This window comes from Amycolatopsis endophytica (assembly GCF_013410405.1).
Taxonomy (GTDB): Bacteria; Actinomycetota; Actinomycetes; order Mycobacteriales; family Pseudonocardiaceae; genus Amycolatopsis_E; species Amycolatopsis_E endophytica.
Genome location: NZ_JACCFK010000002.1, coordinates 135976 through 150086 on the forward strand (window position 1 = coordinate 135976; position 14111 = coordinate 150086).

Annotated in this window: 11 protein-coding genes; 6 read left to right on the forward strand and 5 right to left on the reverse strand. The window is 71.2% G+C overall.

Annotated elements, in window-relative coordinates; all coding sequences use genetic code 11:
- Positions 1 to 34: 34 nt before the first annotated feature.
- A complete protein-coding gene (locus tag HNR02_RS26155) occupies positions 35 to 1759 on the reverse strand; it encodes a GAF domain-containing sensor histidine kinase (RefSeq protein WP_179776239.1) in 1725 nt (574 codons plus the stop codon).
- Between the two features lie 179 nt (positions 1760 to 1938).
- Here HNR02_RS26155 and HNR02_RS26160 point away from each other — a divergent pair, with 179 nt between their 5' ends.
- Genes HNR02_RS26160 through nrfD form a run of 5 tightly spaced genes read left to right on the forward strand, consistent with a single transcriptional unit; the run spans position 1939 to position 8454 of the window.
- Positions 1939 to 2856, forward strand: coding sequence for an Acg family FMN-binding oxidoreductase (locus HNR02_RS26160; protein WP_179776240.1), 918 nt, complete (start codon positions 1939 to 1941; stop codon positions 2854 to 2856).
- Between the two features lie 29 nt (positions 2857 to 2885).
- A complete protein-coding gene (locus HNR02_RS26165) occupies positions 2886 to 3314 on the forward strand; it encodes a DUF6098 family protein (RefSeq protein ID WP_179777858.1) in 429 nt (142 codons plus the stop codon).
- Between the two features lie 54 nt (positions 3315 to 3368).
- A complete protein-coding gene (gene fdh / locus HNR02_RS26175; protein ID WP_246339278.1) occupies positions 3369 to 6626 on the forward strand; it encodes a formate dehydrogenase in 3258 nt (1085 codons plus the stop codon).
- Positions 6626 to 7528 carry a 4Fe-4S dicluster domain-containing protein gene (locus HNR02_RS26180; RefSeq protein WP_218914272.1) on the forward strand — a complete coding sequence of 301 codons (903 nt, stop codon included), beginning with the start codon at positions 6626 to 6628 and terminating at the stop codon, positions 7526 to 7528. The genes fdh and HNR02_RS26180 overlap by 1 nt, the downstream gene beginning before the upstream one ends.
- The gene (gene nrfD, locus HNR02_RS26185; RefSeq protein ID WP_179776243.1) at positions 7528 to 8454 is read left to right on the forward strand and encodes an NrfD/PsrC family molybdoenzyme membrane anchor subunit; all 927 of its coding nucleotides are present in this window, start codon (positions 7528 to 7530) and stop codon (positions 8452 to 8454) included. Before HNR02_RS26180 ends, nrfD begins: the two co-directional genes overlap by 1 nt.
- Here nrfD and HNR02_RS26190 read toward each other — a convergent pair.
- Together HNR02_RS26190 and HNR02_RS26195 are read right to left on the reverse strand one after the other, a co-directional pair.
- The gene (locus tag HNR02_RS26190; RefSeq protein ID WP_179776244.1) at positions 8441 to 9250 is read right to left on the reverse strand and encodes an MBL fold metallo-hydrolase; all 810 of its coding nucleotides are present in this window, start codon (positions 9248 to 9250) and stop codon (positions 8441 to 8443) included. The genes nrfD and HNR02_RS26190 overlap by 14 nt on opposite strands.
- Before the next feature lie 74 nt (positions 9251 to 9324).
- Positions 9325 to 10074, reverse strand: coding sequence for a class I SAM-dependent methyltransferase (locus HNR02_RS26195; RefSeq protein WP_179777860.1), 750 nt, complete (start codon positions 10072 to 10074; stop codon positions 9325 to 9327).
- An 83-nt stretch (positions 10075 to 10157) separates the two neighbouring features.
- Here HNR02_RS26195 and HNR02_RS26200 point away from each other — a divergent pair, with 83 nt between their 5' ends.
- Complete coding sequence (locus HNR02_RS26200; protein WP_179776245.1) at positions 10158 to 10754, forward strand: TetR/AcrR family transcriptional regulator; 597 nt, start codon at positions 10158 to 10160, stop codon at positions 10752 to 10754.
- A gap of 173 nt (positions 10755 to 10927) precedes the next feature.
- On the opposite strand, the gene HNR02_RS26205 is transcribed toward HNR02_RS26200, so the two are convergent.
- Together HNR02_RS26205 and HNR02_RS26210 are read right to left on the reverse strand one after the other, a co-directional pair.
- Positions 10928 to 11884: a globin domain-containing protein gene (locus HNR02_RS26205; protein ID WP_312861290.1), complete on the reverse strand. Its 957-nt coding sequence runs from the start codon at positions 11882 to 11884 to the stop codon at positions 10928 to 10930.
- A gap of 293 nt (positions 11885 to 12177) precedes the next feature.
- Complete coding sequence (locus HNR02_RS26210; protein ID WP_179776247.1) at positions 12178 to 14031, reverse strand: glycoside hydrolase family 3 protein; 1854 nt, start codon at positions 14029 to 14031, stop codon at positions 12178 to 12180.
- Between the last annotated feature and the right edge of the window lie 80 nt (positions 14032 to 14111).

Consider the following 14111-nt stretch of genomic DNA (forward strand, 5'->3'; position numbering starts at 1 on the left):
CCGGGGACCGAGGTCACCGGTCCGGATCGTTCGGTCAGCCCAGCGGCGCCGACCAGGTCAGCCGGGTGCCTCCGGTTTCCAGCGCGGTCACCGTGCACTCGCCGCCTGCCTGGTGGGCGCGCTGGGCGAGGTTGTGCAGCCCGCTGCGGGCCACCGTGCCCGGGATGCCGCCGCCGTTGTCGAGTACTTCGATGACCAGGTCGTCGTCGACCGAGACGGTGATCGTCAGCGTGGTCGCGCGGGCGTGGCGGACCGCGTTGGACAGGGCCTCCCGCAGTACCGCTTCGGCATGCTCGGACAGGTCGCCGCCGACGACGCCGATCGGGCCGGACATGCGGACGGTGGTGCGCAGGCCGGTGTCGCCGGTGACCTCGGCGATGATTTCGTTGAGCCGCTTCCGCAGTTGCGTGGTGCCCTGCAGCCCGCCGTGCAGGTCGAAGATCGCGGTGCGGATCTCGGCGACGATGCTCTGCACGTCGTCGATCATGTCCGCCAGGCGCCGCTGGATCTCCGGATTGCGGCTGCGCATGTGGGTGCTCTGCAGCGCCAGGCCGTGGGCGAAGAGCCGCTGAATGACGTGGTCGTGCAGGTCGCGGGCGATGCGGTCGCGGTCGGAGACCACTTTCAGCTCGCTGATCGAGCGCTGGTCCTCTGCCAGCTGCAACGCCAGCGCGGCCTGGTCGGCGAACGCCGCGGCCAGGGGCAGCTGGGTGCTGTCGAACGGGTCCTGCCCGGTCCTGCGCAGCGTCACCAGCACCCCGGAGACGTCATCCCCGGACGCGCGCAGCGGGAGGACCAGCGCGGCGCCGAACTCGGACGACAGGTCGTAGGCCAGGTTCTCGACGAGCCGTGGCTGCGCGTCGGCGTAGGCGGCGCCGCAGCTGGAGCCCTCGACGGGGATTCCGCGGCCGATGAGCGGGTCGGCGTCGAGCCCGGCGCACACCGTGATGGTCAGGTGGGTGACGTCGGCGGGGGCGAGGTCCGGGTCGTCGGGCTGGGCGATGAAGGCGTAGTCGGCTCCGGCGAGGGCGAGCGCGCGGTTGGCGATCAGGTAGAGGACGTCGGTGGGGTCGGCGGCGGCGAGCAGTTCGGCGCGGATCTCGCTGGTGGCCTCCTGCCACTGCTGGCGGAGCTGGGCCTCTTCGTAGAGGCGGGCGTTTTCCACCGCGATACCGGCGGCCGCGGCCAGTGCCTGCACGACCACCTCGTCGTCTTCGGTGAAGGGCTGCCCGCCTTTCTTCTCGGTGAGGTACAGATTTCCGAATACCTCGTTGCGCACCCGGACCGGAACTCCGAGAAATGAGCGCATCGGGGGATGGTGTTCGGGAAATCCGGACGAGGCCATGTGCCGGGAAAGATCGTCGAGGCGAATCGGTTTCGGTTGCTGGATGAGCAGTCCGAGCAGTCCGTGTCCGGTGGGCAGTCTGCCGATGGCGCGGCGCGCCTGCTCGTCGATGCCTTCGTAGACGAACGACGAGAGCCCTTCGCGGTCCTGGTTGAGCACGCCGAGTGCGCCGTAGCGGCAGTCGACCAGGTTGATCGCGGCGTGCACGACGCGGCGCAGTGTCGCGTCCAGTTCGAGGCCGCCGGCGACGGCGAGCATCGCTTCGAGCAGTCCGTCCATCTGGTCGCGGGACTGGACCAATTGTTCGATGCGGTCCTGCACCTCGCGCAACAGTTCCCGCAATCGGAGCTGGGACAGCGTTTTCCGCAACCCCGTGACGGGATCGACGGAGTCGGAATCGCTGTTTCCCGGCATTCAGTCAGAGTGGCATGTCACCTGCCCGAACACCAGTGAAAAGCCCGTGCGCCGTGGGGCGATTTTCACCGCGGATAGGGCACAAAGGCCCCGTGCCCGGTGACGGCGTGCCCTCGTGTGGGGGAAGGCGCGGGAGAACAGTGGAGCGATCCCGGACCCGTCGTGGCAGGGGGCGCCCGATGTCTTTCGCGAGCCAGGACCCGGTGGGGGCCGCGCTCGGTGCCGCGATCCGCGCGCCGTCACCGCACAACACCCAGCCGTGGCGGTTCGAGGTGGACGGTGACCGGATCGAGGTGTTTCTCGATCAGGACCGCGTGCTGAAGGTGGCCGATCCCGAGGGCCGGGAGGCGCGGTTGGCGTGTGGCGCGGCGCTGTTGAACATGCGTCTCGCCGTGCGGGCGGTGGGCCGGACGCCGGTGGTGGGGCTGGTGCCGCGGGCGAACGAGCCTGCGCATCTGGCGACGGTGCGGGTGCGGGGCCGACGGAGGCCGAACCCCGACGACGTGGCGATGGCGCGGGCGATCGTCTACCGGCGGAGCAACCGGCGCGCGTTCACGGCCCGTGAGGTGCCGGTGTGGGTGCTGGAGGCGCTCGTGCGGGCGGCCGCGGAGGAGGGTGGTGCCCTGGTGCCCTTGACCGGCGGTGCGCGGCTGGCGGAGTTCGGGGGGTTACTGCGGGAGGCGGAGCGGGTGCAGCGCGACGATCCCGCGTACCAGGAGGAGCTGGCGCGGTGGACGGCGCTGGAGGGGGCACGGAAGGACGGGCTGCCTGCCGCGGCGGCGGTGATGGGGCCGGAGTGGCCGTTCGATCGCCGTCCGCTGGTGGCGGTGCTGTTGTCGGACACCGACGGCAGGGCGGCGCAGGTGCGGGCGGGTCAGGCGTTGCAGCGGGTGCTGTTGCGGGCGACGACGGCCGGGGTGAGCGTGTCGTTTCTCGCGCAGCCGGTGGAGGTGCCCGCGTTACGGGGCGAGGTGGCGCGGCTGGTCGCGGCGCCGGGGTGTCCGCAGGTGGTGCTGCGGTTCGGGTACGGGTTCGCGGCACCGGCGACGCGGCGGCGGCCGGTGGCGGCGGTGACGCATTACACCGGCGGTGGTTAGGCAGGGCCGCGGTGGGGCATCTGTGCGGCATGGCCCGCGAAGACTCCCTTCCGACGTTGCGCAGCCTCGCGGATCTGGCGCAGCTGCTGATTCCCGGCGCGGTCGTCTATGTGCGGTACTCACCGGGCCCGGAGTCCGACGTGGGGCATCCGAGCACCGATCACGAGAGCGGGCTGCGGATGCCGGGGGTGTCGGTGAACCCGCTGAACCCACCGGGCTGGTGGTCGCTGCCGGTGGAGGACTGGCTGGCGCGCCGGATCTGCCAGTACCTGCACCAGCAGCGGGAGGGGGCGCGCCCGTGGGTGCTGGGCGGGACGGAGGTGGATTTCGGGCCGGACAACGAGCCGTTGCTGGTGGATGTCGAGCCGATCGCGTGGATCGCGGACGAGCTGGTGACCGAGGCCCGCGAGCGCTACCACTCCCGGCTGGACGCGGGGGCTTCGACGCACGAGGATTGATCTCGCGGGTTTGCCCGCCGCGGTGGCGGGGAAAGCGGGCGGCAGGAGGTGGCGATGGGCGTGGGCGACTGGGTGCGGTCGTGGCCGGTGCTGCGGCAGTTGAGCGGTGCCGACCCGCTGGGCCGGGGCAGTGCGGCGCAGTCCGCGCGGTCGAAGTCCCTGGAGCCCCGCACCGCCTCGGCGGACCGGGTGGTGCATTCGGTGTGCCCGTACTGCGCGGTCGGGTGTTCGCAGAAGGTGTTCGTGAAGGACGAGCAGGTCGTCCAGATCGAGGGCAACCCGGATTCGCCGATCTCGCGGGGGCGGTTGTGCCCGAAGGGGTCGGCGAGCAAGCAGCTGGTGACCGGGCCGCAGCGGCAGGAGAAGGTGCTCTACCGCGCCCCGTACGGCACGCAGTGGCAGGAGCTGGACCTGTCGGCGGCGATGGACATGGTCGCCGACCGGGTGCTGGACGCGCGGCGCAGGGGCTGGCAGGACACCGACGAGCACGGTCATCCGCTGCGCCGGACCATGGGGCTGGCGAGCCTGGGCGGGGCGACGCTGGACAACGAAGAGAACTACCTGATCAAGAAGCTGTTCACGGCGATGGGTGCGATCCAGATCGAGAACCAGGCCCGTATTTGACACTCCGCCACGGTTCCCGGTCTGGGAGCCTCCTTCGGTCGCGGTGGCGCGACGGACTACCAGCAGGACCTGATCAACGCCGACTGCGTGATCATCATGGGCTCGAACATGGCCGAGGCCCATCCGGTGGGTTTCCAGTGGGTCGTGGAAGCCAAGGCGCGGGGCGCCAAGGTGTTCCACATCGATCCGCGGTTCACGCGGACGAGCGCGATGGCCGACCGGCACGTGCCGTTGCGGGCGGGGACGGACATCGCGTTCCTGGGCGGGGTGATCAACCACATCCTGTCCAACGGGCTGGAGTTCCGGGAGTACGTGCAGGCTTACACGAACGCGCCGTTCCTGGTGCGGGAGGATTTCGCCGACACCGAGGACCTGGACGGGTTGTTCAGCGGGTACGACCCGGAGTCGGCGTCCTACGATCCGGGGAGCTGGCACTACGAGAGCGTGCCGCCGCGGGAGGGCCGGGGCGAGCGGGCGAAGGAGCAGTCGGCGCCGGACCAGCACGGCTCGGGTGGGCCGCCGCTGGAGGGCGGGGCCGACGAGATCGCCGCTGATCCGTCGCTGGAGCATCCGCGGTGCGTGTTCCAGATCCTCAAGCGGCATTTCGCGCGGTACACGCCGGAGATGGTGGAGCGGGTGTGTGGTGTGCCGCGGGAGCTGTTCGACGAGGTGTGCCGGGCGTGGACGGCGAACTCTGGGCGGGAGCGGACGGCGGCGCTGGTGTACAGCGTGGGGTGGACGCAGCATTCGATGGGTGCCCAGTACATCCGGGCCGGGTCGATCATCCAGTTGCTGCTGGGCAACATCGGCCGTCCGGGTGGCGGGGTGTTCGCGTTGCGGGGGCACGCCTCGATCCAGGGGTCGACGGACATCCCGACGTTGTTCAACCTGCTGCCCGGGTACCTGCCGATGGCGGACACCTCGCACGAGGGCATCGGCGGCTATCTGGACCTGGTGCGGGGTGACCGGCAGAAGGGGTTCTGGCGCAACGCCGACGCCTATCTGGTGTCGCTGCTCAAGGAGTACTGGGGCGAGCACGCCACGGCCGAGAACGACTGGTGTTTCGACTACCTGCCGCGGATCAACGGCGATCACGGCACCTACCGCACGGTCATGGACATGATCGACGGGAAGGTGTTCGGGTACTTCCTGCTGGGGCAGAACCCGGCGGTGGGGTCGGCGAACGGGCGGTTGCAGCGGCTGGGGATGGCGAACCTGGACTGGCTGGTGGTGCGCGACCTGGCGATGATCGAGAGCGCGACGTTCTGGAAGGACTCGCCGGAGATCGAGACCGGGGAGATCGCGCCGGAGCGGTGCCGCACGGAGGTGTTCTTCTTCCCGGCGGCCTCGCACGTGGAGAAGTCGGGCACGTTCACGCAGACGCAGCGGATGTTGCAGTGGCGGGACAAGGCGGTGGAGCCCAAGGGGGACCAGCGCAGCGAGCTGTGGTTCTTCTACCACCTGGGCCGGATCCTGAAGGAGAAGCTGGCCGGTTCGGCCGATGAGCGGGATCGTCCGCTGCTGGACCTGTGGTGGGACTACCGGATGGAGCACGGTGACGAGCCCTCGGGTGCGGACGTGCTGCGCCGGATCAGCGGGGTGGACCTGGGCGAGGACCGGGCGCTGAACGGGTACCTGGAGCTCAAGGCCGATGGCAGCACGGCGTGCGGGTGCTGGATCTACAGCGGGGTGTACGCCGATGAGGTGAACCAGGCGGCGCGCCGCAAGCCGCACGACGAGCAGGGGCCGTATGAGTCGGAGTGGGGCTGGACGTGGCCGCTGAACCGGCGGGTGCTCTACAACCGGGCCTCGGCCGATCCGTGGGGGCGGCCGTGGAGTGAGCGCAAGAAGCTGGTGTGGTGGGACGCGGAGAAGGGTGAGTGGACCGGGTACGACGTGCCGGACTTCGAGAAGAACAAACCGCCGGACTTCGTGCCGGAGCCGGGCGCGGTCGGGCCGGACGCGTTGCACGGCGACGACCCGTTCATCATGCAGGCGGACGGCAAGGGCTGGCTGTTCGCGCCGAACGGGGTGCTGGACGGGCCGTTGCCGACGCACTACGAGCCGCACGAGTCGCCGGTGCGCAACGCCCTGTACGGGCAGCAGGGCAATCCGGCGCGCAAGGTGTACGCGCGGGTGGACAACCCGTCGAACCCGTCGCCGCCGGAGGCGCACGGTGAGGTGTTCCCGTTCGTGTTCACCGCGTCGCGGCTGACCGAGCACCACACGGCGGGCGGGATGAGCCGTCAGCTGCCGTATCTGGCGGAGTTGCAGCCGGCGTTGTTCGTGGAGGTGTCGCCGGAGCTGGCGGCCGAGCGGGATCTGGTGCACCTGGACTGGGCGCATGTGGTGACGAGCCGGTCGGCGGTGGACGCGCGGGTGTTCGTGACCGAGCGGATGCGGCCGCTGCGGATCTCCGACCGGGTGGTGCACCAGGTGTGGATGCCTTATCACTGGGGGCACACCGGGCTGGTGGACGGTGACGTGGTCAACGATCTGCTCGGGGTGGTGGCCGATCCGAACGTGTTCATCCAGGAGAGCAAGGTGGCGACCTGCGATGTGCGACCGGGGCGGCGGCCGCGTGGCCCGGCGCTGCTGGCTTACCTGGAGGAGTACCGGGGGCGAGCGGGGATCACGGTGGAGACCGGGACGCGGATCGACACGGCCGACGGTGCGGAGGAGCGGTGATGGCGAACAGCTTCTACGGTCCGCTCGACGATCCCGCCGGTGAGGCGGGTTACCGGGAGCATCCACCGCGGGTGGGGTTTTTCACCGACACGTCGGTGTGCATCGGGTGCAAGGCGTGCGAGGTGGCGTGCAAGGAGTGGAACGGGGTTCCCGACGACGGGTTCGATCTGCTGGGGATGTCGTTCGACAACACCGGTGAGCTGGGCGCGAACTCGTGGCGGCACGTGGCGTTCGTGGAGCAGGAGCGGCCGGGGGCGGACTCGCCGGAGCCGGTGGATCTGGGGCTGCCCGCGTTCGACCTGCCCGGCGCGGACGGGGACGCGGGGACGCGCACCGATTTCCGGTGGTTGATGAGTTCGGACGTGTGCAAGCACTGCACGCACGCCGGATGCCTGGACGTGTGTCCGACGGGGGCGTTGTTCCGCACCGAGTTCGGGTCGGTGGTGGTGCAGCCGGACATCTGCAACGGGTGCGGCTACTGCGTGTCCGGCTGCCCGTACGGGGTGATCCAGCGGCGCGAGGACGACGGCCGCGCCTGGAAGTGCACGCTGTGTTACGACCGGCTGCGGGACGGGCAGGAGCCGGCGTGCGCGAAGGCGTGCCCGACCGACTCGATCCAGTTCGGGCCGCTGGACGAGCTGCGGGACAGGGCGGCGCGGCGGGTGGACGCCCTGCACGGGGCGGGCGTGACCGAGGCGCGGCTCTACGGTGAGAACCCTGATGACGGGGTGGGCGGTGACGGGGCGTTCTTCCTGTTGCTGGACGAGCCCGAGGTGTACGGTCTGCCGCCGGATCCGGTGGTGCCGACGCGGCACGCGGGGTCGATGTGGAAGTACGCGGGCATGGCCGCGTCGGCGTTCGCGGCCGCCGCGGTGTCGGTCTTCTTCGGACGGGGCAGGTGATGAAGGAACAGCTCGCGGTGCCGCAGGCGGAGTTCCGGTCCTACTACGGGCGGCCGGTGCTCAAGCCGCCGGTGTGGGAGTGGAAGATCGCGGCTTACCTGTTCACCGGCGGGTTGTCGGCCGGGTCGGCGATGCTGGGTGCCGGGGCCGATCTGACCGGGCGCCCGGCGCTGCGGCGGGTGGGCCGGGCCGGGGCGCTGGGCGCGCTGGGGGCGAGCCTGTACCTGCTGGTAGCCGATCTCGGGCGGCCGGAACGGTTCCTGCACATGTTGCGGGTGGCCAAGCCGAGTTCGCCGATGAGCGTCGGCACCTGGATCCTGGTCGCCTACGGGCCGGGTGCGGGTGTGGCCGGGGTGGCGGAGATGGTGCCATCACGGTGGTGGGCGGGGCGGTTGCTGCGCCGGCTGGCCCGGCCGGGTGGGCTGGCGGCGGCGGCGATCGCGCCCGCGGTGGCCTCCTACACGTCGGTGTTGTTGTCGCAGACGGCGGTTCCGGCGTGGCAGGACGCGCACCGGCAGCTGCCGTTCGTGTTCACCGGGTCGGCCGCGGCCAGCGGCGCCGGGCTGGGACTGGTGTTCGCGCCGGTCGGGGAGGCCGGGCCCGCCCGGCGGCTGGCGGTCATCGGGGCGGCGGCCGAGGTGGCCGGGTCGAAGGTGATCGACCAGCGGCTGGGGCTGACCTCGCAGGCCTACACCACGGGCAAGGCGCACCGGCTGCGGAAGTGGTCGGAGTACCTGACGCTGGGCGGCGCCGCGGGCGCGCTGCTCGCCGCCCCACGCGGCCGTGCCGCGGCGGTGGTTTCCGGGCTGGCGCTGCTGGCGGGCAGCGTGCTGCAGCGGTTCGGGGTGTTCGAGGCCGGGGTGGCGTCCACGAAGGACCCGAAGTACGTGGTGGTGCCGCAGCGGGAACGGGTCAGCCGGGGCTGAGCATCGGGCCGAGTGCGAGGCTGTCGCCGCGGGCCAGCAGGCGCACGTCGGTCGCCGGGTGATGGCGCGCCTCGTGCAGGAAGTTCGACACCGGTGAGGTGAACTTGCCGTAGTCGTCGAAGTGGACGGGCACCACGTGGCCGGGCCTGATCAGGTCCAGCATCCGCCCGCCCTGGCGGTCGTCCATGGTGACGAGGACGCCGAGCACGCGGGTGCCGCCCAGGTGGAGCACCGCCAGGTCGATCTCGGGGTAGCGGCGGCGGATCTCGGCGAGCTCGTCGTGCATGATCGTGTCGCCGCTGACGTAGATCCGCAGCGTCGCCGCGCCGGGATGGGCGCTGAATTCCCAGATGCTGCCCATCACCGGCGGCAGGATCCGGTTCAACGGGCCGCGGGAGTGCCGGGCCGGGACCGCGGTGACGGTGAGCTTCGCCGCGCCGTCGGTGAAGGTTTCGCTGTGCCAGGTGTCCAGGGCGACGGTGGACCGGAAGCCGTGTTTGGACAGCCGGGTCGCGGCGTGACCGGTGGTCAGGATCGGCACGTCCGCGGGCAGGTCCCGGCGGGCGACGCGGTCGAAGTGGTCGCCGTGCAGGTGGGACAGCACCACCCCGTCCAGCGGGGGCAGGTCGGCGACCTGGGCGGCCGGTTCGGTTCGGCGGCGGGAGACCAGGCCCTGACCGAAGTAGGACCACTGGCCGCGGTGCAGGAAGTTCGGGTCGGTCAGGAGGGTGAACGGTCCGAGCCGGACGAGGGTGGTGGCGGTGCCGATGAAGGTGAGCGAGTCGGCGGGGAACATCGACGGTCCTTCGGCTGGGCGATCCGGTCCCTGCCCGGGCTACCCACCGCTGCCCCGATGATGCGCGGAACCGGTCAGCCCGCGGTGCGGAGCGCGGTGACGGCCAGTGTCGTCAGTGGCACCGTGAACCCGCCGCCGATCGCGTCGATCGCCGCGCCGACGCCGGTCAGCACCTCGGCCCGCTGCTGCGGCGGGAGCGGGGTCAGTCCACCGGTGGTGGACATCTGGTCGAGCCATTCGTCGCGGGAATAGGTTCGCTCGGCGTCGAAGCGCCACTGCTCCGGCTCGGCGAACGCGCCGGATTCGCGGATCTGTCCGGCGACCGTGGCGAGGCCGGCGCGGTAGGTCTCCACCGGGTCGGTGTGCGCGCCGGGGTTCACCGGGGAGCCGGGTACCACGCGCCGGATCGCCGCGCCGAGGGCTTCCATCACCTCGGGTGGCGCCTGGAAGGCGTGGGCGAACACCGCGAACCGGCCGCCGGGGCGCAGCACCCGCGCGACCTTGGCCAGGCCGGCGACCGGATCCACCCAGTGCCAGGACTGCGCGGCGATGACCGCGTCGAACGTCCGTCCGGTGGGGTCCCAGTCCTCGAACGTCGCGACCTCGGTCTCGACGCCGCTGCCGCGGGCGAACCCGGCCATGCGGGCGTCGGGTTCGACGCCGAGCACCCTGGCGCCCGCGGTCTGGAACTGGCGGGCGGCGATGCCGGTGCCGCACCCGACGTCGAGCACGTCGGTACCGGTGACGCGGTCGATCAGGGCTTGCGGGTACGGGGGCCGGGCGCGGTCGTAGAGGGCGGCGTCGGTTCCGAAGGACTCGGCCATCCGGCGGGCCTCATGCGGTAAAATGGGCATGCGCCCACGCTAATGGGCATGCGCCCACTACGTCAACGCACGGAGGTGACCGAGTGCCCACGGGGGTGCACATCCGCGACGCCCGCCGCCAGTTGTTCGACGCCGCGGAGCGGATCCTGCTGCGGGAGGGCCCGGCCGCGCTGACCAGCCGCGCGGTCACGGCCGAGGCCGGTTGCGCCAAGGGAGTGCTGCACCGGCACTTCGCCGACTTCGACGACTTCCTCGCCGAACTGGTGCGCGAACGCGTCGCACGGCTCGAAGACCAGGCCGCCGCGCTGCACGGAACGGCAGGCACCGGCAGTGTGATCGCCAACCTCACCGACGCGCTGATCGAGTTGTTCGACCCGGTCGCGGTGGGCGTCGTCGGGCTGGTCATCTTCCGGGACGAGCTGCGCGCGCGGCTGCGCCAGGCGTGGCCGGGCATCCCGGTCCTGACCGAAGCGGCCGCCATGATCGCCGCCTACCTGACCGACGAATGCGAACTGGGCCGCCTCGCCGCCGACACCGACGCCGGTTCCCTGGCCCTCGCCCTGATCGGGTCCGGTCACCTCCTCTTCGCCGACCGCGCCAGCGGGCCGCCCGGCTTCGCGGCGGTCGAGCAGGTGGTGAGCGCGGTGCTCGCGGACGTCGTGGGACGCCGGCTGTTGTGAGAGTGCCGCGACGCGGGTTCTGCGCTGCGCGCGGCTGAGGGCGCCGGCTTCGCTTCGCTACACCCCGGCGCTGGTGGTGGGCCGCGTTGCCGGGTGTGGCGTTGGTGCGTAGGGCTGCTTGCGGTGGATGGTCGACTCGCGGTCCGAAACGTGGGACTCGCCGAAGGTGCGCGTCAGCCGATCTCGCGTAGGTGGTGCTGGAAAGCGGTGTCGGCCGCCCGCAACGGCATGCCGAGTGCATGGCTGTAGGTGCGTGCCCAGGCCAGCCGCCGCTGCAGTTCCTCGCCGTCGGGCGTGTAGCGGGCGCCGGCGGCGGCGCGGTAGGTCGTCGCGGCCTGCTCGGCGGCGGTTTCGGCCTGGCGGTGGGCCTGCGCGGCCAGCCTGCGGCGGTGCTTGTCGGCGGCGGTGAGGGTTTCCTCGGCCAGCAACTGCGCCTGCGACAGCAGGGAAACGGCCAGCTCGTCGACGACCGCAGCGCCCTCCGTGGGCTCGCGCGGGCTGCGGGCCCGCAGTCGCGCCACTTCCGCACGCAGGCGCGTCGCCTCGCGGTCGCGCGCGGTGATCTCCTCGGCGACGCGACGCTGGAACGCGCGCACGTCCTCGCGGTCGAAACCGCGCCGGTACCGCCGCGCACGGCGGAACAGGCGGCCCCGCACCCGGTCGGCGGTCAGCTCGGCCCGCGGACCGGAATCCCCGTCGCCCAAGGGAAGCCGCACGCTCTGCCGACCGCGGCCGCGCACCTCGGCGTTGGTCATCACCTCGGCGACCACGGCGTAGGCGCCGGTCCAGTCCGCCGCCAGCTCCGGGGTCCACTCGTCACCCAGGAACCGTTCCAGCGTGGCCAGCAGCGCCTGGCCGACCAGCGGGTAGAACTCCGGCAGCACGCCGGACTCGCGGTGCGCCCGCCCGAGCCGCCGCAGGGAGGGGACCGCGGCGTCGAGGTCGTCCACCCGCGACACGATGTCGCCCAGCGCCGCGACGAACCGGCCCCGCTGCTCGGTCAGCGACACCTCGAACAACTCCCGCAGCGCCGGGCGCAGCAGGAACAACGTGGCGTAGAACGACAGCGCGAACTCGTCGCCGCGCTCGGCGACCGTGGACCAGCTCGCCCGGAGACGCGCGACGTCCACGGCGGTCAACGCGCCTGCCCGGTCGTGACCGGGCTTTCCCGGTCGGTGCAGGTCATCGCGCCCGTCCTTCCCTCGCCGAATGGCAGGAGCCAGGGCATGGGTCGAAGTGACGTGCGTGGCGGTGCGGGTAGCGGAGCCAGCGCACGGCCCACGGCAAGCGGCTCCGCCACTTCGACACAGACCCTAGGACGGGCCACCGGCCCAGGGAAGTGTTTTCCAGAGTGGAAAAAAGGTTTCGGAAACCACGGGAGGGCCGGTGCCGGATCGCGGGGACCCGGCACCGGCGGCGCAGGTCAGCGGCCCCGGTACCGCAGGCCGTACCCGTAGGGGAACAGCGGGTCCTGACCGTCGCCGACGTTGATCGGCTGCTGCCCGGCACTCCGCATCCACGTCACCGGCAGCTTCCCGGTCGGGTTGTAGTCACCGAAGAGCACGTCGGCCACGCCGCCGCCCTCGGTGCCCGGCAGCCACGACGCCAGCAGCGCGTCCCAGCCCGGCAGTTCCGTGGCGATGTCCAGCGGGCGGCCGGACACCAGCACGACCACGACCGGCACCCCGGAGTCCTTGAGGCGCTGCAGGGTCGCCAGATCCTCGGCGTCCAGCCCCATCCCCGCCGGCCGGTCGCCCATGAACTCGGCGTAGGGCGTCTCGCCGACCACCGCGACCGCGACGTCGTAGTTCCCGTCGATGCCGGTGCCGTCCCGGCTGTAGGTCACCGCGCTGGAGCGCGCCTTGTCGCGGATCCCTTGCAGGATCGTGGTTCCGGGCGTGATCGGGCCACTGGAACCCTGCCAGCTGATCGTCCAGCCGCCGCTCTGGTTGCCGATGTCGTCGGCGTTCTTGCCCGCCACGAAGATCTTCTGGCCGCGCTTGTCCAGTGGCAGCACGCCGCCGTCGTTCTTGAGCAGCACCTGCGATTCACGCACCGCCTGCCGGGCCAGCGCCCGGTGTGCCTGGCTGCCGACCGTGCCGGTGAGCCGCCGGTCGGTGAAGGGCCGCTCGAACAGGCCGAGCTGGAACTTCTTGGTCAGGATGCGGCGGTTGGCGTCGTCGATCCGGCTCATCGGGATACCGCCGGATTCGACCTCGGCGCGCAGGATGCCGAGGAACTTCACGTAGTCGTAGGGCACCATCACCATGTCCACGCCCGCGTTGATCGAGGCGCGCACTTCCTCGGCGGTGAATCCGTCCTGCCCGTCGATCTTGTCGATGCCCTGCCAGTCCGAGATCACGAAGCCGGAGAAGCCCAGTTCCTTCTTGAGCACGTCGGTGATCAGGTATCCGTTGGCGTGCATCTTCACGCCGTTCCAGCTGCTGAAAGAAATCATCACCGACCCGACACCGCGTCGCACCGCGGCCTGGAACGGCGCCAGGTGGAGGGCGCGCAGCTGCGCCTCGGTGAGTTCGGTGTCGCCCTGGTCGACACCACCGGTGGTGCCGCCGTCGCCGACGTAGTGCTTGGCCGTGGCGAGCACGGATCCCTTGCTGGACAACGACCTGCCCTGCAGGCCGTCGATGATCGTGGACATCGACGAGACCAGCTCCGGGGTTTCGCCGAAGGACTCGTAGGTGCGGCCCCAGCGGTCGTTGCGCGCCACGCACAGACAGGGCGCGAAGTCCCAGTCGACGCCGGTCCCGGCGACCTCTTCGGCGACCGCGTCACCGATCCGTTCGACCAGACGCGGATCACGGGTGGCGCCCAGTCCGATGTTGTGCGGGAAGATCGTGGCGCCGTGGACGTTGTTGTGGCCGTGCACCGCGTCCACGCCGTAGATGATCGGGATGTGCAGGGGAGAGGTCAGCGCGGCGCGCTGGAACCCGTCGTACATGTCGGCCCAGGACCGGGCCGTGTTCGGGGTGGGGACGGAACCACCGCCGGAGAGCAGCGACCCGAGCCGGTAGGTGGCGATGTCGGCGGGGTCGGTGATGGCGGCGCGTTCGGCCTGCGTCATCTGGCCGAGCTTGTCGTCGAGGCTCATGCGGGACATCAGGTCGTGCACCCGCACGGCGACCGGCTGGGACGCGTCGAGGTAGGCGGGCCCGTGGTGGGCGGGAGCGGCCGCCACGGAGGTCGCGCCGGACACGAGCGCGACGGTGGCGGTGAGTGCGGCGAAAAGGGATCTCCGGCGAACTGGTCGGGGTCTCATCCGTGGTCCTCCTTGACACATCGGATTTGTTGCCGCGAGCAACTTAAACCGGGTGTAACGTAGCCCACACCTCTCCTGGA

Bases quoted from the DNA above. Each gene is read 5' to 3' on its own strand.
- HNR02_RS26155 (WP_179776239.1), bottom strand. From the start codon at position 1,759: ATGCCGGGAAACAGCGATTCCGACTCCGTCGATCCCGTCACGGGGTTG.
- HNR02_RS26160 (WP_179776240.1), top strand. From the start codon at position 1,939: ATGTCTTTCGCGAGCCAGGACCCGGTGGGGGCCGCGCTCGGTGCCGCG.
- HNR02_RS26165 (WP_179777858.1), top strand. From the start codon at position 2,886: ATGGCCCGCGAAGACTCCCTTCCGACGTTGCGCAGCCTCGCGGATCTG.
- HNR02_RS26180 (WP_218914272.1), top strand. From the start codon at position 6,626: ATGGCGAACAGCTTCTACGGTCCGCTCGACGATCCCGCCGGTGAGGCG.
- nrfD (WP_179776243.1), top strand. From the start codon at position 7,528: ATGAAGGAACAGCTCGCGGTGCCGCAGGCGGAGTTCCGGTCCTACTAC.
- HNR02_RS26190 (WP_179776244.1), bottom strand. From the start codon at position 9,250: ATGTTCCCCGCCGACTCGCTCACCTTCATCGGCACCGCCACCACCCTC.
- HNR02_RS26195 (WP_179777860.1), bottom strand. From the start codon at position 10,074: ATGGCCGAGTCCTTCGGAACCGACGCCGCCCTCTACGACCGCGCCCGG.
- HNR02_RS26210 (WP_179776247.1), bottom strand. From the start codon at position 14,031: ATGAGACCCCGACCAGTTCGCCGGAGATCCCTTTTCGCCGCACTCACC.